General features: G+C 65.8%; 18 protein-coding genes and 1 pseudogene. 12 read left to right on the forward strand and 7 right to left on the reverse strand.

Annotation, left to right across the window (positions count from 1 at the left end; all coding sequences use genetic code 11):
* The 3 genes from AB3G45_RS00005 to AB3G45_RS00015 all read left to right on the forward strand — a co-directional run.
* A partial coding sequence (locus AB3G45_RS00005) for a LuxR C-terminal-related transcriptional regulator (RefSeq protein WP_367828950.1) occupies positions 1-130 on the forward strand: 130 nt, incomplete at its 5' end.
* A gap of 245 nt (positions 131-375) precedes the next feature.
* The gene (locus AB3G45_RS00010) at positions 376-855 is read left to right on the forward strand and encodes a carboxymuconolactone decarboxylase family protein (RefSeq protein WP_367828629.1); all 480 of its coding nucleotides are present in this window, start codon (positions 376-378) and stop codon (positions 853-855) included.
* A 68-nt stretch (positions 856-923) separates the two neighbouring features.
* Complete coding sequence (locus AB3G45_RS00015; protein WP_367828630.1) at positions 924-1685, forward strand: SDR family oxidoreductase; 762 nt, start codon at positions 924-926, stop codon at positions 1683-1685.
* Positions 1686-1827: 142 nt separating this feature from the next.
* On the opposite strand, the gene AB3G45_RS00020 is transcribed toward AB3G45_RS00015, so the two are convergent.
* Entirely contained in the window at positions 1828-2781 is a 954-nt protein-coding gene (locus AB3G45_RS00020) for an alpha/beta fold hydrolase (protein WP_367828631.1), read from the reverse strand.
* Between the two features lie 368 nt (positions 2782-3149).
* Entirely contained in the window at positions 3150-3788 is a 639-nt protein-coding gene (locus tag AB3G45_RS00025; protein WP_367828632.1) for a response regulator transcription factor, read from the reverse strand.
* Between the two features lie 218 nt (positions 3789-4006).
* On the opposite strand from AB3G45_RS00025, the gene AB3G45_RS00030 reads away from it, so the two are divergent.
* Both AB3G45_RS00030 and AB3G45_RS00035 read left to right on the forward strand, forming a co-directional pair.
* Entirely contained in the window at positions 4007-4864 is an 858-nt protein-coding gene (locus AB3G45_RS00030) for a LysR family transcriptional regulator (protein ID WP_367828633.1), read from the forward strand.
* A 161-nt stretch (positions 4865-5025) separates the two neighbouring features.
* Positions 5026-7335, forward strand: coding sequence for a PAS domain-containing protein (locus AB3G45_RS00035; RefSeq protein WP_367828634.1), 2310 nt, complete (start codon positions 5026-5028; stop codon positions 7333-7335).
* Between the two features lie 18 nt (positions 7336-7353).
* On the opposite strand, the gene AB3G45_RS00040 is transcribed toward AB3G45_RS00035, so the two are convergent.
* Positions 7354-7725 (reverse strand): response regulator, encoded by a 372-nt coding sequence (locus AB3G45_RS00040; RefSeq protein ID WP_367828635.1) that lies wholly within the window; start codon positions 7723-7725, stop codon positions 7354-7356.
* A 445-nt stretch (positions 7726-8170) separates the two neighbouring features.
* Here AB3G45_RS00040 and AB3G45_RS00045 point away from each other — a divergent pair, with 445 nt between their 5' ends.
* Both AB3G45_RS00045 and AB3G45_RS00050 read left to right on the forward strand, forming a co-directional pair.
* A complete protein-coding gene (locus AB3G45_RS00045; RefSeq protein ID WP_367828636.1) occupies positions 8171-8650 on the forward strand; it encodes a carboxymuconolactone decarboxylase family protein in 480 nt (159 codons plus the stop codon).
* A 320-nt stretch (positions 8651-8970) separates the two neighbouring features.
* Positions 8971-9939: an MBL fold metallo-hydrolase gene (locus AB3G45_RS00050; protein ID WP_367828637.1), complete on the forward strand. Its 969-nt coding sequence runs from the start codon at positions 8971-8973 to the stop codon at positions 9937-9939.
* Between the two features lie 49 nt (positions 9940-9988).
* Here the strand turns inward: AB3G45_RS00050 and AB3G45_RS00055 are convergent, their stop codons facing one another.
* The 4 genes and pseudogenes from AB3G45_RS00055 to AB3G45_RS00070 all read right to left on the reverse strand — a co-directional run bounded on the left by AB3G45_RS00055 (position 9989) and on the right by AB3G45_RS00070 (position 13025).
* The gene (locus tag AB3G45_RS00055) at positions 9989-10330 is read right to left on the reverse strand and encodes a hypothetical protein (RefSeq protein ID WP_367828638.1); all 342 of its coding nucleotides are present in this window, start codon (positions 10328-10330) and stop codon (positions 9989-9991) included.
* Positions 10323-10562, reverse strand: a pseudogene (locus AB3G45_RS00060) (hypothetical protein); the annotation flags it as partial. The pseudogene AB3G45_RS00060 and the gene AB3G45_RS00055, both read right to left, overlap by 8 nt.
* 157 nt (positions 10563-10719) lie before the next feature.
* On the reverse strand, positions 10720-11781 hold the full coding sequence (locus AB3G45_RS00065; protein WP_367828639.1) for a 2Fe-2S iron-sulfur cluster-binding protein: 1062 nt from the start codon (positions 11779-11781) through the stop codon (positions 10720-10722).
* A 5-nt stretch (positions 11782-11786) separates the two neighbouring features.
* Entirely contained in the window at positions 11787-13025 is a 1239-nt protein-coding gene (locus AB3G45_RS00070; protein ID WP_367828640.1) for an SRPBCC family protein, read from the reverse strand.
* 125 nt (positions 13026-13150) lie between these two features.
* Between AB3G45_RS00070 and AB3G45_RS00075 the strand changes: the two genes are divergently transcribed.
* The 5 genes from AB3G45_RS00075 to AB3G45_RS00095 all read left to right on the forward strand — a co-directional run bounded on the left by AB3G45_RS00075 (position 13151) and on the right by AB3G45_RS00095 (position 19725).
* Positions 13151-14029 carry a LysR substrate-binding domain-containing protein gene (locus AB3G45_RS00075; protein WP_367828641.1) on the forward strand — a complete coding sequence of 293 codons (879 nt, stop codon included), beginning with the start codon at positions 13151-13153 and terminating at the stop codon, positions 14027-14029.
* A gap of 89 nt (positions 14030-14118) precedes the next feature.
* Positions 14119-15027 (forward strand): dihydrodipicolinate synthase family protein, encoded by a 909-nt coding sequence (locus AB3G45_RS00080; RefSeq protein WP_367828642.1) that lies wholly within the window; start codon positions 14119-14121, stop codon positions 15025-15027.
* 128 nt (positions 15028-15155) lie between these two features.
* Positions 15156-16481: an ABC transporter substrate-binding protein gene (locus AB3G45_RS00085; protein ID WP_367828643.1), complete on the forward strand. Its 1326-nt coding sequence runs from the start codon at positions 15156-15158 to the stop codon at positions 16479-16481.
* 14 nt (positions 16482-16495) lie between these two features.
* Positions 16496-18400, forward strand: a complete 1905-nt coding sequence (locus AB3G45_RS00090; RefSeq protein ID WP_367828644.1) for an ATP-binding protein — start codon at positions 16496-16498, stop codon at positions 18398-18400.
* Positions 18397-19725, forward strand: coding sequence for a sigma-54-dependent transcriptional regulator (locus tag AB3G45_RS00095; RefSeq protein WP_367828645.1), 1329 nt, complete (start codon positions 18397-18399; stop codon positions 19723-19725). Before AB3G45_RS00090 ends, AB3G45_RS00095 begins: the two co-directional genes overlap by 4 nt.
* Positions 19726-19747: the final 22 nt, after the last annotated feature.

A 19747-nucleotide genomic window follows, 5' to 3' on the forward strand; every position in this document is an offset into this window, starting at 1 on the left:
GCAGGTCGCCTATCAGCTCGGCATCAGCGAGATGACCGTCAAGATCCACCGCATGAGCGTCATGCGCAAGATGCAGAGCCGTTCCCTGGCGGATCTGGTCCGGAAGGTCGAGCAACTGCCGAAGAACTGATCGGTAAGGGGCCGCTGACGGGCCATCGCGTCCGGCAAAGCCGAGAGACTCTACTCCATTGCCCGCCGAAAAGACGGAAAGCGCTCCCGCGAAGCCTCGCGCTCGAATCCCGGGCGCGAAGGCTGTGGGACCGGCACGGCCTCCCCCCAAACCTACGTTTAGCTACCCCCCGAACGATATTCTTTTAGGGTTGAAGACAGCCGTCAAACGTCGGCGCCCGTCTCACTTCAGCGAGGAATGACCCAATGACACAGCGCATCGATTTCGCGAAGGAATCCGCGGATATCACGAAGAAATTCGTCGAATTCGTCGCGGCCACCAAGGAGAACGCGGTCGAAGAATCCATTCGCGACCTCGTCAACGTGCGCATCGCGCAGCTCAACAACTGCACGTTCTGCCTCGACATGCACGTCAAGCAGGCGAAAATCCATGGCGAGCGCGATCTGCGCCTCTACCATCTCGCCTCCTGGCGTGAATCGACGCTTTTCGCCCCCCGGGAGCGTGCCGCCCTCGCCTGGGCGGAGGTACTGACCCGGCTGCCGGACCTCGGCGTTCCCGACGACATCTATGAACGCGTGCACACGCAGTTGAACGAGAAGGAAATCTCGGACCTGACATTCGTCGTCATGGCGGCGAACGCCTGGACCCGGGTCAATGCCGGTTTCAAAACCGTCCCGGGGTCCTCGGATACGATGCTCGGCCTCGACAAGGCCGGCCTGAACTGAACCGACGGGGCTGCGTCTGGCCGCCGGCGCAGCCCTCCTGCGATATCCCAACAGACAAGGAGAAAGACATGAAAATCGTCGTTATCGGCGGAACCGGCCTGATCGGTTCGAAGCTCGTGAAGCGCCTTGAGGCCAGGGGGCACGAGACGATTGCCGCCTCGCCGGCATCGGGCGTCAATACGATGACGGGCGAGGGGTTGGCGGAGGTCCTGGCCGGCGCTCAGGTCGTCGTGGACGTCGCCAACTCCCCCTCGTTCGAGGACAAGGCCGTGATGGAGTTCTTCCGGACATCGGGCCGCAACCTGCTGGCGGCCGAAGCCGCCGCCGGGGTCAAGCATCACGTCGCGCTTTCCGTCGTCGGCACGGATCGCCTCCAGGACAGCGGTTACTTCCGGGCGAAGCTTGCGCAGGAAAAGCTCATCGAGGAGGCGAGGATCCCCTATACGCTGGTTCACTCGACGCAGTTTTTCGAGTTCATGTTCGGCATCGCCCAATCCGGCACCCGGGGCGACAGGGTCCATCTCTCGCCTGCGATGATGCAGCCGATCTTTTCCGACGACGTCGCCGACGCGCTCGTCGATCTGGTGCTGGGGTCCCCGGTCAACGGTCTCGTCGAGATCGCCGGCCCGGAGCCGATCCGGATCTCGACCGCGGTCGAGAAATACCTGCGCCAGATCGGCGATCGCCGCGAGATCGTCGTCGACGACAAGACGACGTATTTCGGCGCTCTGCTCGATGACAAGACGCTCATGCCGGGGGCGGGCGCCCGCGTCGGCAGGACGGCCTATTCCGAATGGGTGAGGACGGCCACGCCGCCGCCCGCGCGGTAGCAGGCGTCTGCGCCCCGGTCGCCGCGGCGGTCGGGATCGACATTGATGGTTTCGGTGAAGGAGATCGCAGGCGCTGCGGTCTCTTTTTTATCGTCTCGTTTGGGCGAACGAGGATGCCCGTCTCGGGCATCCTCTCTGCGCATCAGCTTTCGATGAAGCTGAGAATGTCCGCGTTGATAATGTCGGCATGGGTCGTCGCCATGCCGTGGGGAAGGCCCTTGTAGATCTTGAGGGTCGCGCCCTTCAGCAGCTTTGCGGACAGAACCGCCGAATCGGCGACCGGAACGACCTGGTCGTCATCGCCGTGCAGCACGAGGGTCGGCACGTCGATGGACTTGAGGTCGTCGGTGAAGTCCGTCTCGGAGAAGGCCTTGATCCCGAGATAGTGCGCATTCGCCGCGCCGGTCATGCCTTGCCGCCACCAGTTCTGGACCAGCGCGTCCGATGTCTTCACGCCGTCCCGGTTGAAGCCGAAGAACGGGCCGCTGGCGACATCGTAGTAGAACTGGGACCTGTTCGCCGCCAGGGCGGCACGAAAGCCGTCGAAGACCTCGATGGGCAGCCCGCCGGGATTGTCCGCGGTCCGGACCATGATCGGCGGCACCGCGCCGATCAGCACGAGCTTGGAAACCCGCCCCTTGCCGTATCTCGCGGCATAGCGTGTCGCCTCGCCGCCGCCGGTCGAATGTCCGACGTGAACGGCGTTGCGAAGGTCGAGATGGTCCACCACCGCGGCGACGTCCGCCGAATAGTGGTCCATGTCGTGCCCGTCGCTGACCTGGCCCGACCGGCCATGGCCGCGGCGATCGTGGGCGACGACGCGATAACCCTTCGACAGGAAGAAGAGCATCTGGTTGTCCCAGTCGTCGCTGCTCAGCGGCCAGCCGTGATGGAACACGATCGGCGTGCCGTCCCGCGGGCCCCAGTCCTTGTAGAAGATGACGGTGCCGTCTTTCGCGGTCACCCGCCCGGTATCGCCGGAGGTCGCCTGCGCTGCCTTCTGCTTTCCGGCGGCCATCGCCGCGGTCGTCGCGGCAAGGGTCAGCGTTCCCGCCATGACGGACCGGCGCGTGGAGGTAAATGAGCGTGCATTCATTTCGGATCTCCTGATCGAGATGTTGAACAACAAGCTGAACTGAAGCCGGAGAGAGGCAGGCTCCAGTAGAGCAGTTCACGCTAACAATTTGTATTATATGGAGAAACTATACGTTGGTTTCCCTCTGTGCCGCCGCCTCGCCGCAACCGGCTGCACGTCTCCACGTAAGCCAGTAGATTCGCCAGGACGCAGCCGGCGAGGTGCACCTCGCCCGAGTCCAGGAAGGCGTCGGCCCACCTGTAGATCCGGCTCCCGATCCCCACGGAAACGAGAAAATCATGCAGGGCCTCGGGCAGGAACGGGTCGTCGCCTTCGCACTTCATTTGACCTCGGATCATGGGTGACGGGCCGGATGCGGCGGCGCATGGCTAGTCGAGAAGCCCGGACTGCCTCACCAGTTCGGCCAGGGACGATGCCTGCATCTTCTGCATCACGCTGCCTCTGTGAAGCTTCACCATGATCTCGCTGATGCCGAGTTCGTAGGCGACCTGCTTGTTCATCAGGCCGCGCGTCACCAATTCGAGCACCTGCACCTCCCGGGGCGTCAGCGTCGCCGCGCGCTCTCGCACCAGGCGGCGATAGGCCCATTCCTTTCGCTGTCCCGTATCGATGGCGAAAGCCGCATCGATGGCATCGAGAAGCTCGCGAGTGCGCAACGGCTTTTGCAGGAAGTCGATCGCGCCGCCCTTCATGGCGCTCACGCTGGTGGCGACGTCTGCGTGCGCGGTCATGAAGATCACGGGAAGCCCGTAGCCCCTTGCGTCGAGCGCGCGTTGAAATTCGATGCCGTTCACGCCGGGCAGCCTGACGTCCAGGAGGACGCAGCCCGCCGCTTCGCGCGGCACCCGCGCAAAAAAATCCTCGGCGTCCGCATAGACGTCGGCCTCGATGTTCAGCGATTGAAACATATCCTGAAGCGAAAGACGAAGCGGCTCGTCGTCCTCCACGATATGAACGGCCTGGCGTGGCGGGGGGCTGTTCTCGGGAATGGGGGCGACAGCGCGCATGGTTGTTCCTCCAACCGGGACAACGGCCTCGTTTCTCCGGACTATTCTATCCCTCGATCCGCCCGGCACAAGTAAACCAACGTTTGCTATCTTATTGCAATTGAAAGGATAAGTTTGGCAGTCTGTGAGCGCGAAGGGCGGGCAATCCAGCAGACCCGTTCACCGATCATGCGAGGCTACGGGCTATGCAAGGGCTTTTGTCGGAAACCACCGGGCTCGTGACCTTCGTCCGGGTCGTGGAAACGGGCTCGTTCAGCGCGGCTGCCAAGAGCCTGGGGGCGACCCCGTCATCCGCGTCCAAAAGCATCTCCCGCCTTGAAAACCTGCTGGGGGCGAAGCTGTTTCGCAGGTCCACCCGCGTCCTGATGCTGACCGCCGAGGGGGAGGCGTTCTACGAGCGCGTGATGCCCCTGCTTCGGGAAATCGAAAACGCCACCGATGTCCTGCAGTCCCATGGCGCTATATCCGGCCGCCTTCGCATCAGCCTGCCCGGCGAAATGGGACGGCTTCTCGTGCGGTCGATCTTCAGCGGCTTCCTGCCGTCCCATCCGGACATATCGCTCGAAATCGGCATGACGGACAGTCATGTGGATATCCTGCGCGACAACTACGATATCGCCTTCCGCGTCGGCCACACGGATCACAACGGGCTCATGTCCAGGACGCTCGCCCATCTCGACATGGTTCTGGTCGCCGCACCCTCTCTGATCGAGCGGCATGGACGCGTCCAGACGGTCGATGGCCTTCGCCGGCTTCCTTTCGCGCGATACTCGGTCGAGGGCCGCCCCTATCCCATCCGTTTCGCCGACGGGCTTGAAGTCCATCCCCAGGGGCGGCTGGATCTGGATTCCGCCACCGCGATCAAGGAAGCGGCAAGACGGGGGCTCGGCGCGGCCCATCTCCTGAAACGGATCGTGCAGAAGGATATCGACGACGGATCGCTCGTCGTCCTCCTGCCCGATCGTCCCCTGGAGAAAGTCCCGTTCCGGGCCCTCCATGCGTCCGGTCGGATGCCGAGCCTGAGAATGCAGGTATTGACCGATTTCGTCGCGGAAACCATCCGGGCGTCGAGCTGACCGATTTCCTGCTGCCACCGGCTGGCTGGTCGAAACAACCGGACTAGGGTATCACGGAACGCGATGATCGCGTCGGAGCGGCAACGGGCTGTTCGAGCGGTTGGCCGCAACGGATCCCGGAGGGCGGATGTGTCGGTTTATCGGCAAAAGAGTGTTCGGGGATGGCTGAGCTGACGGCACGACGCCCGGACGCCGATCCGGTCGCCGCGGCAAGGACCATCGAAAATCTTTTCGGCAACGGCTGGGCGTTCGATGCCGCCGGCCGATGGATCTACCTTGCGGCGGACGCGCAGGCGGCGTTCGGACGCACGGTGGCGGAACTGAACGCGTCGTGCGACGAGGGCCACATCGCCTGGCGGCAACTCCTTCATCCCGACGAGCATGACGCCGTTGCCCAGACCTGGCTGCATTCGCTGAGAACGGGAGCGCCCTTCGACGCCGAGTTTCGCATGCGACGGAAGACGGGCTACGCCTGGGCCCGGATTTCCGCCCGGGCGGTTCACGACGCCTCCGGCCGGTTGGTCGGCTGGTACGGCACCGCCATCGATATCGACCTCCATCGCAAGACGGTCGATGCTCTCCACGAGCGGGAAAGGGAACTCCTGGAACTCGTCAATGTCGTTCCGAGCAATCTCTGGCGGCTGTCGCAAAACGGCGAACCCAATTTCTTCAACACGAGAATGGTCGACTATCTGGGCGTGTCGGTGGAGGAAATCGACAAGCCGGGCCTTACCCGCCTCGATGCGATGATCGAAACGGCGATACACCCTGAGGACCAACCCCGCTTCAGGGCGGCCATCATGCGGTCGCTGGAAAGCGGCGAGGGCTTTTTCTCCCGCTATCGCCTGCGCCGTTTCGACGGGGCCTATCACTGGATGTCCAGCCGGGCCGAGGCGCTGCGCGGCACAGACGGCGAGATCCTTCAATGGTATGGGCTTTGTCACGATATCGACGACCAGGTGCATGTCGAGGAGGCGCTGAAACGCAGTGAATGGCACCTGCAGCAACTGATAGACGCGCTTCCCGTGCGTGTGTGCAGCTGGACGCCCGAAGGCGAGATTTCCTATGTCAGCAAGCGGTATCTCGACGAGCTTGGCCTGACGGCGGCGACCTTCGCCGAGATAAGCGCGGCCGCGATGAACCTCGTCCACCCGGACGATGTGCCGAACGTTCGCGCGCGTGCCGCCGGAGCCATCGGCAACGGCGAGGTCTTCGTGACGCGGTATCGATGGCGCGGAAGCGACGGCGTCTATCGATGGACGGACGGCCGGTTCGAGCCCTTGCGCAATGCCGAAGGAAAAATCACCGAATGGTACGGCCTGGCAATCGATGTCGATGACGAAATGCGCGTGCAGCAGGCGCTGCGCGAAAGCGAGCAATCGCTCCAGCAGCTCGTCGAAACGCTTCCTGCGCTGATCTATTGCTCCACACCGGACGGCAAGCCGATCTATCGCAGCAAGAAGCTCCGCGAGTTCCTGGGCTTCGGCCTCGAAGACAAGGATGGCCCGGGCAAGACCCGCCTGGAGGGGACCCTGGACGCGATCATCCATCCCGATGATCTCGCGCATGTCCGGGAAAGATACGGCCATTCGCTCGCGACGGGGGAGCCCTATATACTCAAGCATCGTTTGCGGCGTCACGACGGCCAGTACCGTTGGGTGGAGACCCGGGCGTCGGCCATGCGCGATACGCTGGGAACGATCGTTCAATGGAACGGGGTCTGCCTCGACATCGACGACTGGATGCGCGCCCAGGAAGAGCTCGGCCAGGCCCAGCGCAACCTGGCGAAGGCAAGCGAAGCGGCCAGCCTTGCCGAGCTCACCGCCTCCATCGCCCACGAGGTCGGCCAGCCGCTTGCCGCGCTGGTCTCCAGTTCCGATGCCTGCCAGCAATGGCTTTCCGCGGAGCCGCCGAATATCGAAAGGGCGCAGAAGGCTCTTGAACGGGTGATCAGAAGCGCCGGCACGGCGACCGAAGTCGTCACGCGCATCCGCGCCCTGTTCAAGCACAACAATGAGGCAAGGCGCCGGGAAACCTTCGGCTCGGTCCTTGCGGAGACCCGGGAGCTGATGGGCGAGGAAGCCTTGCGCCGCCATGTGCTCGTGGAGATCGACAGCGAGCGGGAGCTGCCGCCCGTCGTCATCGACCGGGTGCAGATACAGCAGGTGCTGGTCAATCTCGTGCGCAACGCATTCGATGCCTTGGAGGCGATCCCCTCCGACCGCGCGCTCAGGATAAGGACCAGCAGGAAGGACGACGCGCTCCAGGTCGAGGTCATCGACAACGGGCTCGGCATCCAGAACGCGGCGCGCATTTTCGAGCCGTTCTTCACAACGAAAGGGCAGGGCATGGGCATGGGACTGGCCATCTGCCGGTCCATCGTCGAGTCCCACGGCGGAAGGCTCTGGGTCGACGAAACGCAGCCGAGAGGAGCGACGTTCGTCTTCACGCTGCCGCTCGACGGCCTCTGACCCCGCCTCCGGTAGCCGTCAGGGGTTGACCGCAAGCTCGATCGCGGACCGCAGCTCCTTGCTGGCGAATGGCTTGAAAAGGCAGGTGCCGGCCTTTCTGGCTTCGTTGATCACGGCGTCCTGGGCATGGCCGGTCATGAAGACGACGGGGATGTCGATCGCGCGCCGCTTGAGTTCGAGATTGAGGTCGACGCCTCCCATGCCGGGCATGGATATATCGAGGAGGAGGCAGTTCGTGTCCGGTATCGACGACGATTCCAGGAATTCTCTGGCGGATGCGAATGTCTTCACGGAATATCCGAGCACTTCGAGCAGGTCGAGCAAGGATTCGCGAACCGATTGATCGTCATCGATGATCGTTATCCGCAGTGCATCGGCCGTCCTGTTCATATCCGCGTCTCATGCAATGCTCGAAGAGGCTCACCGACCCTTTGCCGTTTCTCCGCCGGGCTCGCGATCTGTTCGGATGCGCGCTGGAGCGTAAAGGAAAACGTGGCGCCGTGCCTGTCGTTCCCGCAGGCCCACAATCGCCTCTGCCGTCCGCCTTAGCGCGAATGCACCGCCGGGTCCTCCTCATCGCGCCTTCGAGTGAGCGGAACTTGCAAGGTGCCTGAGAAACCGGCGCCATCTTCCCACACGCGATCCTCCATTTTCGCCGAAGGCGCGTCAAGGCATAGGGAGGACAGGATACCGGTCATCCACCGGACCGCTTCCCCAACAGATGTATAGCTATATCCGTGCTCGCCCGTGAACGACCATGGGTCGGCCACGCGTGGAACACGGCTTGCACGCATGGCTCCCACACATCTTCCAGAAAGGCACCGGGTGAAAGACAATGACACAGCGGCTAAACTACGCGCAGCTATCGCCTGAACATTTCAAGGCCCTCATGGCCTTCAGCAACGAAATCAAGAAAGGTTCGATCGAACAGTCGATCCTCGACCTTGTCGATATCCGGGCATCCCAACTGAACGGCTGCACCTTCTGCCTCGACATGCACACCAAGGAGGCGACGCTCCATCAGGAGCGGCCTCTGCGTATCCATCATGTCGCCGGCTGGCGCGATTCCACGCTGTTCAGTCCGCGCGAGCGCGCGGCGCTCGCCTGGACCGAAGCGCTGACCAGGCTTTCGGATACCGGCGTTTCGGAGGAGCTTTACGACCGGGTTCGCGGTCAGCTTTCGGACAAGGAGATAGTCGATCTGACGTTCCAGATCATGTCCATCAATGCCTGGAACCGCGTGAGCGTCGCCATGCGCGCGGTTCCGGGGTCTGCGGACAAGATCTACGGGCTCGACAAGGCCGGCCTGGCCTGAAGCCCCTCCCGCCAGGCCCTGCCGCGGTCCGGCCGCAGGCGATCCGCTCGGGTTGCCTGTGGCTGGATCGCGTCCGCGTGGCGTTCGTTGCCGGCCCCTGCGCAAGGGCCTCGGAAACCGGTCGGCTCGCCCGTTGCAAGCCCTAAACCTAAGTTTGGATTACGGGTGCCGGGGGGCGGCTGTAAACGTATCGGGGAGCCGTCGCCAGGGAAACGTTCGAACGACCTGCTCGGCAAATATCGGCTCGTGTGCCGGGCCTTCCGCGATTTTCAGCGGTCGCCGAGGTGACGGCTCGTATCCAAGCAACACAGGAGTGCGTTATGTCGCAAGCAGCAACGAAAGCCCGGACCTTGGGTCCGCAGGAAACAAGGGTCCCTTCGGAGAATGCCTTTCATCCCGGCAAGACGGGCACGGGAGAGCTGGTTCCATCGCGCTATGCGCTGCGGATCGGTGATATCGACGTGATGATCGTCAGCGACGGGGTGCTGCCGCTCCCCACCCAGATGCTGGGGCACAATGCGGATCCCGCGGCGCGGGCGTCCTGGATGGAGAACATGTTCCTGCCGGCGGATGCGTTCGACTGGCCGCTGAACGCGGTGATCGTGCGCAGCGGTGAGCAGACCATCCTCGTGGATGCCGGGCTCGGCCTCGACCCGGACCTGCACCTGCCGCGGGCGGGGCAGCTGGTCAAGCGGCTGGAGGCCGCCGACATCGATCTCGCCTCCGTGACCGATCTCGTGCTGACCCATCTGCACATGGATCACATCGGCGGGCTCGTCGTGGAAGGGGTGAAGGAACGCCTGCGCCCGGACCTGCGGATCCATGTGGCGGCGGCGGAAGTCGACTTCTGGGAGGCACCCGACTTCTCCAGCACCAGGATGCCGCAGGGATTTCCGGATGCGCTTCGGGCGACCGCCAAGAAGTTCCTCAGCGAGTACCGCAGCTATCTCCGGCCGTTTGACGAGCGGCAGGAGATCGCACCGGGCGTCGTGGCCCGGCGCACCGGCGGGCACACCCCGGGCCACTGCGTGATCCGCGTGGCGTCCGGAGACGATGCGTTGACCTTCGCCGGCGACGCGGTGTTCGCTGTCGGTTTCGACCAGCCGGACTGGCATAACGGGTTCGAGCACGACCCCGAGGAGGCGGCCCGCGTCCGGGTCGAGCTTCTGCGGCAGATATCGGCGAGCGGCGAACTGCTGGTGGCCACGCACCTGCCGTTCCCGTCCGTCGGCCGGGTCGCGGTGGCCGGCGAGGCCTTCCGCTGGGTGCCGGTGTTCTGGGACTACTGACCTGCGTCGAATCTTGAAACGCGGCGCCGCGATCATCGCGGCGCCGGCCTCAGGTCCTCGCGGCGAGGGTGGCGAGCGCCGTCGAGGGGTCGAGCCAGCCGACCTGCCTGCCGCCGAAGAGGACCGGCATGGGGCCCTCGGCCGAGACAAGCTCTGGCGCGATGTCCGAGATCGTCGCATCCGCCCTCACGCCGGTGCTTGCCGTGCCGTTCTCGGCGGCGGTCATGAGCGAGGAAACGCGGACGACCTTGGCGACACGCCTTTCGGCCCCGGCGCGGGGCGTTGCCTGCACTTCGAGCGGGAAGGCGACGGTGCCGACGACGGTCCGGTTGGGCGGCAGCGCGAAGTGCTGGAACACCTTGCCCATGCGCCGGCGGCGAAGGTCAGCCACCTCCTTGTCGGCGAGTTTCAGGATATCGCGGCCGAACACTTTCCAGCGCGACGGCCGCCACGCCCAGGCCCGCGACGATGCCCGGTCCCGTCTCGCCGCGGGCAAGCGCGGTATAGACTTCCTGGCCGAGTTCGCGCGTGCCGACGAGGGCGGCGATGACCAGTATCGACGGCGCCATCATCACCGTCTGGTTGACGCCGAGGATGAGCGTCGGCAGGGCGGCGGGCAGGCGGCTTTACCTTGATCTCCCATTTCTCGCGGGTCTACCGCGATCATTTCGGAAAATCGCCGGTCAACCAGCGATCCATCCTCAACCGAGCATCCGGAAGGACAGCATGGAAAGATTTCGTGGAAGGGCGGCGCCTGCCCGGCGACCTCACCGATCCCGCCTATGCCTCCACGCTCACGCGGCCGATCGGTTTCGAGCAGCACGCCAGGATGTAATTGTCCTCGATGTCCTCGTCCGTGATGCCGCCGTTGTGGACCATATGGACCTGCCCCTCGGTCTTGCGGATCTTGCACGTTCCGCAGATGCCCATCGAGCATCCCGAGGGGATCACCAGTCCGGCGGCCTTCGCGGCGACGAGGATCGTGTCCGTCTCGTTGCATTTCGCCGTGACGCCGGAGAAGGCGAACTCGATCTCCGCCTGGTTCTGTGCATCGGGCAGCACGTCCTCGGGAACGTCCTCGGCATTGTCCGGCTCCGCGCTGAAGCTCTCCTGGTGATAGCGGCTCATGTCGTAGCCGAGGCCGGCCAGCGCCTCGCGCACCGCGCGCATGAAGGGCTCCGGGCCGCAGCAGAACACCTCGCGCTCCAGATAGTCCTGCGCCATCAGGCCGAGCATGATCTGGTTGAACATGCCGCGATAGCCCGTCCAGGGCCGGTAGGGATCGGCCTCCTCGACCACCCATTTCAGGTCGATGCCGACGATGCGCGAGGCCATGAGTTCCATGCGTTCGCGCAGGATGATCTCCGAGGGGCGGCGCGCGCAGTTGATGAAGACGATGTCCGGCTCGCGGCCGGAATCGTAGAGCCATGTCGTCATCGCCACCATCGGCGTGATGCCGGAACCGGCCGAGATGAAGAGGTATTTTTCGGCCGGATGATGGGCGATCGAGAATTTCCCGGCGGGGCCGATCACCCTTATGCGCATGCCCTTGTGCAGGTTGTCGAGCATCCAGCGCGTGCCGATGGACGCGCGCTGCGCCTTGACGGTGATCGTCAGCGCCGTCGGCCGCGAGGGCGAGGAGGAGATCGTGTAGGTCCGGTAGAGCGGCCCGCCGGGGACGGGCAGCTCCAGGGTGAGGAATTGGCCGGGATCGTGGTTGAACAGCGCGCCGGACGGGCTCTGGAAGCTGAAGGTCACGACGTCGGGGGCTTCCGGCGTGCGCGTCACGCATTCGAGCACTTCCGCATCGCTCCAGAAGGCGAGGTTCTTGAAGACGCTCATCGCGCTTACTCCGCGGCCTGCTGCATCGGCTCCATCGCGTGTTCGAGCCAGGTGGCGTACCAGTCCACGAACTGGATGACGCCGCTCTCCTGGTTCGGCGAATAGGGCCCGGGGACATAGCCGGGCGAGAGAATGCCCTGCTGGTTGGTCTCGACGATCTCGCGGTCCTCGTCATTGGTGGCGATCCAGACCTCGGTGAGGCGCTTGAGATCGTAGTCGACGCCCTCCACGGCGTCCTTGTGGACGAGCCAGGTGGTGGTGACCTCCGTCTCCATCGGGCCGATCGGCGTCACGCGGAAGGTGAGCGAATGATCCGGCAGGAAATGGTTCCAGGTGCTCGGATAATGGAATTTCAGCAGCGTGCCAGCATCCGGCAGGCGAATGCGGCCGAGGTTCTTCGCCACGGCGACCTTGCCGTCCATCGTGTAGCTCAGCGCCTTCTCCTGCAGGGGCATGCGTGCCAGGCGGTACTGGCCGTCCTCGGAAATGTGGAACCTGGCGGGCGCGCCGGCCGCTTCGCAGCGGTCGAAATGCGCCTGGAGGACGTCGGAGACCGACCCGTCAGGCGAAACGCCGGCGACATTGGGGTCGAGCGGGAACGAACGACAGAGGGCGGGATGGTTGCTGCTGCAGTGGTAGCATTCCCGGTTGTTTTCCCACACGAGCTTCCAGTTGGCCTTCTCCACGATGGTCGAGGTGTAGGCGACCTTGGCCTCGGTGAGGTCGTGGACCGCAAGATAGGGGCGGGCCGTCTCGGCGAAGGCCTCGAAATCCGGCGGGGTCTGCGACAGGCAGATATAGATCAGCCCTTCGAGATTGCGCAGCGCGACCGGTTTCAGGCCGTGCTTGGAGGCGTCGAAATCCGCGCCCATGTCGTTCGCCCAGATCAGCTTGCCGTCCAGCTCGTAGGTCCATTGATGGTAGGGACAGACGAGCTTGGCCACCTGTCCCTGTCGCGCCTTGCAGATCAGCGAGCCGCGGTGCCGGCAGGAATTGTGGAAGGCGCGGATCTCGCCGTCGCGGCCGCGCACGATGATCACTTCATAGGCGCCGACGCGCATCGTGACGTAGCTGCCCGCCTTGGCAAGCTGGCATGCCGGGGCGGCATAGAGCCACTGCTTGTAGAAGAGATGCGCGAGGTCGAGATCGTAGACGGCGGGCGAGGTGTAGAAGGGCTGTTCGAGGGCGTGGCCGGGACGGCGGCGGGCTAGCAGGTCGTCTATGGAGGAAGAGAGGATTGTCATGGGAAGGATCCAAACTTGTCGGGTTCAACGGGTCGGAATTGTCATTGCAGCCCGCGTGATTGACAACGGCACTTTTTTTGATGTGAAGTTAGTTTGGCTAATGTCAAAAGCCTGCGAGGCGCCCCATGCGAAGACCCTATGATCTTCCCTCTCTGACCGCTCTTGCCTGCTTCGAGGCCGCCGCCCGGAAGGCGAGCTTCAAGGATGCGGCCCGGGAGATGAACGTGACGCCGGCGGCCATCAGCCACCAGATAAAGGCGCTGGAGACGGACCTCGGCTGCAGCCTGTTCGTCCGCCGCAGCCGTGGCGTCGAACCCACGGAAAAGGGGGCGTTCCTGTTCCTTTCCATCCGGCGCGGCTTCGAGGCGATGTCGGAGACCGTCGCGCAGATCCGCGACCGCCGCGACACCGTCGACGTGACGATCCGCACGACGACGGCGGTGAGTTCCCTCTGGCTGACGCCGAAAATCTCCGCCTTCTGGAAAATCTATCCCGCCGTGACCGTCTCCCAGATTATCAGTGATATCCCCGGAACGAGCGGCCCCTACGACATCATCATCCATTACGGCGACCCCGGCGAGAACGGCCTCGAACATCGCATCCTCTTCCAGGACCGGATCGTGGCGCTGGGCACGCCCGAATTCGCGGCGCAGCATCGCATCGCGAGCGTCGCGGACCTCGCCAAGGTGCCGCTCATCCACATGAGCAACGAGGAAAACGGCTGGACGACCTGGACCGACTGGTTCCAGGCCCTGGGATGCGCGGCGCCGAAAGGCCGTGGCTTCTACGTGAACAACTACATGATCGCGCTTCAGGCCGCCCAGGACGATGTCGGGGCCGTGCTGGGCTGGGACGGGCTGGTGAAGAGCGTGATGGAGGCGGGGCGGCTCGTTCCGCTGGTGCCGCAATCCGTGCCCTCGCCGGCGCCCTTTCATCTGAAGATCCATGCGAAGGCGACCGGCCAGGCCCGCTTGTTCGCGGACTGGCTGGTCAAGACCGCCTAGAGTTGCCGCTTTTCCTCGAATCGCGAAAATGCCCTATCTGTTTGCTTTCACGGCCGGCGGTCTATGATCGGCGGCGACAGGAGGAACCCATGACCCTTTTCAGCGGCCTTTCGGCCTTTTCCATCACGCCGGCGGACGCAGCGGGCCGTGTCGACACGGCTGCCCTTGCCGGTCTTCTCCGCCGCATCCTGGCGGCCGCGGCGGATTCCATCGGCCTTCTCGGCAGCACGGGCGGCTATGCGTTCCTGTCGCGCAGCGAGCGCCGGCGCGCCGTCGAGGCCGCGATGGAGAGCGTCGGTGGCAGGATCCCGGTCATCGTCGGCGTCGGCGCGCTGCGCACGGACGAGGCCGAGGCGCTCGCCCGCGATGCGAAGGTGGCCGGTGCCGATGGCCTGCTGCTCGCCCCCATGTCCTATACGCCGCTGACGGAGGAGGAGGTCTTCCAGCACATGGCCTCGGTCGCGGCGGCGGGCGAGTTGCCGCTCTGCATCTACAACAATCCCGGGACCACCCGTTTCGTCTTCAGCGATGACCTGATCGCGCGGCTCGCGACGGTGCCGAACATTGCGGCGATCAAGATGCCGCTGCCGGCGGACGGCGACTTCGCCGCCGAGCTTGCCCGGCTGCGCGCCCGCACGCCGAAGGATTTCTCCATCGGCTACAGCGGCGACTGGGGCGCGGCGCAATCACTGCTTTCGGGCGGCGATGCCTGGTACAGCGTCGCGGCGGGCCTGCTGCCGGCCGAGGTTCGTGTGTTGGCTCGTGCCGCGACGGCCGGCGACCGCGAGGAGGCGGATCGGCTCGACCGGTCGTTCGAGCCGCTCTGGAGCCTGTTCAAGGAGTTCGGCAGCTTCCGCGTCATGTATGCCATCGCCGATCTCCTCGGCCTTTGCCGGGTCGCGCCGCCCCGCCCCATCCTGCCCCTCGGCCCCGCCGATGTCCTGCGGGTGAAAATGGCACTCGAAACCCTCGGGAGCGAGATCCGGCCCGCGGCCTGACCTGCGAGCCGCATCCCTGCGTCACGGCGCGCCAAGGGGCAGGGACCGGGTGGACATCCGTCCGCCGCCCCGGCAATATCGGGCATCGTCATTGTCACAACGGCATATCCACCGGAGGCACGTCCGTCTTGAACCGGCCGGGACACCATCGCGGCGCGGGCTGGCGTCTGTTGCTCGCCGTCATCCTCGCCTTCGCCTTCCATGAGGCGCGGGCGGCGGACCTGTCGATCATCACCTCCTATCCGCCCTCCTTCTACGAACCCTTCCAGCGCGCCTTCGAGGCGCGCAACCCGGATATCCGCGTCACGGTCGTCCAGCGCAACACGGGCAGCGCCAGCCGCTTCATCCTGGAGAAGCCCGACGTCGCGGCGGATATCTTCTGGGCATCGGCGACGGACGCCTTCGAACTCCTGAAGCGCAAGGGTGCGCTGCGGGCGATCCGGTCGCGGGAGACCGGCGCGCCGGACCGCATCCTCGGCTATCCCGTCGACGATCCGGAAGGCTTCTATCTGGGCTTTGCCCTTTCGGGCTACGGGCTCGTCTACAACGCCGCCTATCTCGCGCAATACGACCTGCCGGTGCCGCAGAACTGGCAGGACCTGCTGAAACCCGTCTATGCAGGCCATATCGGCATCACCTCGCCCTCCCGCTCGGGCACCACGCACCTGGTCGTGGAGGCCCTGCTGCAGACCTATGGCTGGGAGCGGGGATGGGCGCTCCTGTCGGAGATCGGCGGCAACCTGTCGACCGTCACGGCGCGCAGCTTCGGCGTCGCCTCGGGCGTCGCGCAGCGCCGTTTCGGCATCGGCGTGACGATCGACTTCCTGGCCAGGGCGCCGGACATCCCGGGGGCGGAAAACGTCTTCGCGCTGACGCCGGACCCGCTCTATGTGCCGGCCAATATCGCCATCCTGTCGCGCGCGCGGAACGGCAAGGCGGCCGAGCGCTTCGTCGACTTCCTGTTCTCGCAGGAAGGGCAGGCCATCCTCCTGCGGCCGGCCATCGGGCGCATTCCCGTGCGGGCCGAGCTGAATGCGGCGCTGTTGCCGCCGGAAAACACCGGCGGGCTGCTTGCGGCGCACGGTTTCGACGCCCGCCTCTCGGCGGAGCGCTACGGCATCGTCAACCTGATCTTCGACGACTACATCGTCCGCCGCCGGGCGATGCTCGCCCGCCTGTGGGCACGCCTGCGGGCGCTCGAGGGCGAGGCGGAGGGGGTGGCCGACAGGCGGAGCACGCTGGCGAGCGTTCGCCGGCTGCTCGGCACGCCGCCGCTCTCTGCCGGCGATGTCGGCAAACTGGCGGAGGACCTGAAGGGCGAATGGCCGCGGGGCATTGCCCGCACGCCGGCACAGCACGCCTTCGCGCGCGATATCCGCGGCGCCGTCGAGCAGAACCTCGCCCGGGCGGAAAGCCTGCTCGCCGCCATCTCGACCCCGGCCGGGCGGCGATGATAGAAGCCGCCGCCATGGAGACACGCGACGGATCACGACGGAAGGGGCCGCGGCGCTGGCGCTTCGGCATCGGCGCCCGCCTCGGCGCGGCCTTCGTCGCCATCGTCGGCCTTGCCGTCGGCGCCAGCCTCGTCGGCTGGCTCTCCTACCGGGAACTGTCGGGCGAGCTTTCGCGCATCGCCGAGGTGCAGATGCCGCAACTGGCCTTCGCCTCCCGCCTTTCCAAGGCCGGCGCCGATATCGGCTCGGTCACCGCGGCGCTGACCGGCGCGGAGACGCGGGCGGAGTATGACGAGACGAGGCGCCTCTATGCCGAGCGGCTGGCGGCGTTGCAGAGGCTACTGGAGAATCACGAGCCGGAACCCTCGGTGCAGGCCCTGCTGCCGCTGGCCGCGGCAATCAACGACAACCTCGCCCGGATCGACCTTGCCGCCGGCAAGCGTTTCACGCTGGCCGAGGCGATGCGGGCGGATGTGGAGGAGCTGCGCTGGGTCCAGGCCGACCTGATAGAAGAGGCCGATCCGCTGGTCGACGACATTCGCTTCAACATCGAGGCGGAGATCCGCAACGGCCGCAGTGCCGCCGCGCTCGGCGAGCAGCGGCGCAGCGAGGCGCTGCTGACGGTGGTCTCGCAGGCCAACCTCGCCACCGGGCTGATCGCACGGCTGGTCAGCAGCACGACGGCGGAGGAGGTTCAGGAGGCCAACGCCTTTCTCGGCGACAGCGCGGACGAGCTTGCCGCGCGCCTTGCGACGCTGGAGGACTGGACGGACAGCCTGACCGTGCGCCAGCTCGCCCGGCGCATCCTGCAGCAGTCCGATCCCGCCACGGGCGCACCGAACCGGAAGCGGTCCGAGATGCGCGAGGCGGGGCGGCTGGGGGAACTGGCCAGGGAAACCGGCCGGCTCGTCGCCGAACTCGGCCAGCGCATCGAGGCGGAGGTGGTGGCGATCGAGGCGCGGGCCGGCACGGCGGCGCAAAGGGCCGCAGCCGCCATCGATCTCGGGCGAAAGCTGCTTGCCGCCATCGCCGTGCTGGCGGTGGTGCTCGCCATCGTCATCGGCGTCTTCTACGTGCACCGCAGCCTGCTTGCGCGCATCGACCAGCTTGCCCGCGCCGCGATGGCGATCAGCGAGGGCAATCCGGCGGTAGCGATCCCGGCCGGCGGCGGCGACGAACTGGCCGACCTTGCCCGCGCGCTCGCCCTGTTCCGCCAGACGCGCGACGAGCTGGTGCAGTCGGCCAAGCTCGCGGCCCTCGGCCAGATGGCCGCCGGCATCGGCCACGAACTGAACCAGCCGCTCGCGGCGATCCGCGCGCATATCCACAGCGGCTCCACGCTGATTGCCCGCGGCAACAGCCAGCAGGCACTGAACAACCTGGAGAAGATCCGCGCGCTTACCGCCCGCATGGCCGGCCAGATCAGCCATATCCGCCGCTTCGCCCGCCGGCCGGATGCGAAGCTGCACCCCGTCGACCTTCCCGCCGTCGTGCACGAGGCGCTGAGCCTGTTCGAGCACCGTTTCGAGGAGGAGCGGGTGACGCTCCAACTCGCCCTGTCGCCCGACGTGCCGAAGGTGATGGCCGAGCCGGTGCGGCTCGAACAGGTCGTGGTCAACCTCATCGCCAATGCGCTCGACGCCGTCGCGGACCGGCCGGAGCGGGTCGTGACGGTGACGGCGGAGGCCAGCGGTGCGGGGGCGAGCCTGATCGTCGGCGACAGCGGCGGGGGCATCGGCGCCGAACATCGCGATGCCGTCTTCGATCCCTTCTTCACCACCAAGCCGGTCGGCGCGGGCCTGGGCCTCGGCCTTTCTATTTCCTATAACATCATCAAGGATTTCGGCGCCGATATCAGCGTGCTGGAGACCGGACCCGGCGGCACGCGTTTCATCGTGTCCCTGAAAGGAGCGACATGACCGCATCGCCTGACGTCATCCTGGTCGACGACGACGCCAATGTGCTCGACGCCTGCCGCGAGCTTCTGGAGATCGAGGGTTTTCGCGTTTGCGCGCATGCGTCCGTCGCCGCAGCGCTCGCAGGCCTTCGGGTGGACAGCGAGGCGGTCGTCGTCTCGGATGTGCGCATGCCGCAGCAGGACGGTTTCGATCTCATCGCCGCCGTGCGCGCCGTCGACCGGGAGATCCCCATCGTGCTGATGACCGGCCATGGCGATATCCCGATGGCGCTGCGCGCGATGCGGGACGGTGCCTGGGACTTCCTGGAAAAGCCAGCCGACCCGCTGCATCTCATCGAGACCGTGCGCCGCGCGCTCGACCATCGCCGGCTGCTGATCGAAAACCGGCGCTTGCGTCTTTCCATCGCCGCCGATGGCTGGGAGGCGCGGCTGATCGGCCATTCGGCGCCGATGGTGGCGCTGCGCGAGCGGCTGCAGCGCATTGCGGGGGCGGCGACCGACATCCTCGTCCTCGGCGAGACCGGAACGGGCAAGGAGGTGACGGCGCGTGCGCTGCACGATTTCAGCGGGCGCAAGGGCCGCTTCGTCGCGGTCAATTGCGGCGCGATCCCGGAGACCATGCTGGAATCGGAACTCTTCGGCCACGAGGCCGGCGCCTTCACCGGGGCGAAGGACAAGCGCATCGGCAAGATCGAGCATGCCGACGGCGGCACGCTCTTCCTCGACGAGATCGAATCCATGCCGCTCTCCGCGCAGGTCCGGCTGCTGCGCGTGCTCCAGGAGCGCGTCATCGAGCGGCTCGGCTCGAACGACGAGGTGGCGGTCGATCTCCAGGTCGTCGCCGCAACGAAGGCGGACCTGCACCAGCTCGCCCGGCAGGACCGGTTCCGCGAGGACCTTGCCTACCGGCTCGATATCGCCCGCGTCGAGCTTCCCGCGCTTTCGACGCGCCGGGGCGACGTGGCGCTGCTCTTCCGCCACTTCCTCGATCTCGCCGCCCGCCGGCAGGGGCGCGCGGCCCCGCCTGTCGACGCGACCTTCCTTGCCGATCTCGACCGCCGCACCTGGCCGGGCAACGTGCGCGAGCTGCGCAATGTCGCCGAGCGCCATGTGCTGGGCCTCGAGGACCTGCCGGCCGGCGGGCGCGGGGCGTCCGGCGAGACGCTGGAGGCGCGGATGGACAGGGTGGAGCGGGCGATCCTCGTCGACAGCCTTGCCGACCAGGACGGCCGCATCGGCGCCACGGCCGATGCGCTCGGCATCTCGCGCAAGACCCTCTACCTCAAGATGCGCAAGCACGGGCTCGGGGGGGAGGAGGAGGCGTGAGGTTACCGTTCTGACCCCGAAA

The organism is Shinella sp. S4-D37, assembly GCF_040812195.1.
In the GTDB taxonomy this organism is placed as follows: Bacteria; Pseudomonadota; Alphaproteobacteria; order Rhizobiales; family Rhizobiaceae; genus Shinella.

Bases quoted from the DNA above. Each gene is read 5' to 3' on its own strand.
- AB3G45_RS00050 (WP_367828637.1), top strand. From the start codon at position 8,971: ATGTCGCAAGCAGCAACGAAAGCCCGGACCTTGGGTCCGCAGGAAACA.
- AB3G45_RS00080 (WP_367828642.1), top strand. From the start codon at position 14,119: ATGACCCTTTTCAGCGGCCTTTCGGCCTTTTCCATCACGCCGGCGGAC.
- AB3G45_RS00040 (WP_367828635.1), bottom strand. From the start codon at position 7,725: ATGAACAGGACGGCCGATGCACTGCGGATAACGATCATCGATGACGAT.
- AB3G45_RS00045 (WP_367828636.1), top strand. From the start codon at position 8,171: ATGACACAGCGGCTAAACTACGCGCAGCTATCGCCTGAACATTTCAAG.
- AB3G45_RS00020 (WP_367828631.1), bottom strand. From the start codon at position 2,781: ATGAATGCACGCTCATTTACCTCCACGCGCCGGTCCGTCATGGCGGGA.
- AB3G45_RS00095 (WP_367828645.1), top strand. From the start codon at position 18,397: ATGACCGCATCGCCTGACGTCATCCTGGTCGACGACGACGCCAATGTG.
- AB3G45_RS00010 (WP_367828629.1), top strand. From the start codon at position 376: ATGACACAGCGCATCGATTTCGCGAAGGAATCCGCGGATATCACGAAG.
- AB3G45_RS00065 (WP_367828639.1), bottom strand. From the start codon at position 11,781: ATGAGCGTCTTCAAGAACCTCGCCTTCTGGAGCGATGCGGAAGTGCTC.
- AB3G45_RS00015 (WP_367828630.1), top strand. From the start codon at position 924: ATGAAAATCGTCGTTATCGGCGGAACCGGCCTGATCGGTTCGAAGCTC.
- AB3G45_RS00025 (WP_367828632.1), bottom strand. From the start codon at position 3,788: ATGCGCGCTGTCGCCCCCATTCCCGAGAACAGCCCCCCGCCACGCCAG.
- AB3G45_RS00090 (WP_367828644.1), top strand. From the start codon at position 16,496: ATGGAGACACGCGACGGATCACGACGGAAGGGGCCGCGGCGCTGGCGC.
- AB3G45_RS00035 (WP_367828634.1), top strand. From the start codon at position 5,026: ATGGCTGAGCTGACGGCACGACGCCCGGACGCCGATCCGGTCGCCGCG.
- AB3G45_RS00075 (WP_367828641.1), top strand. From the start codon at position 13,151: ATGCGAAGACCCTATGATCTTCCCTCTCTGACCGCTCTTGCCTGCTTC.
- AB3G45_RS00070 (WP_367828640.1), bottom strand. From the start codon at position 13,025: ATGACAATCCTCTCTTCCTCCATAGACGACCTGCTAGCCCGCCGCCGT.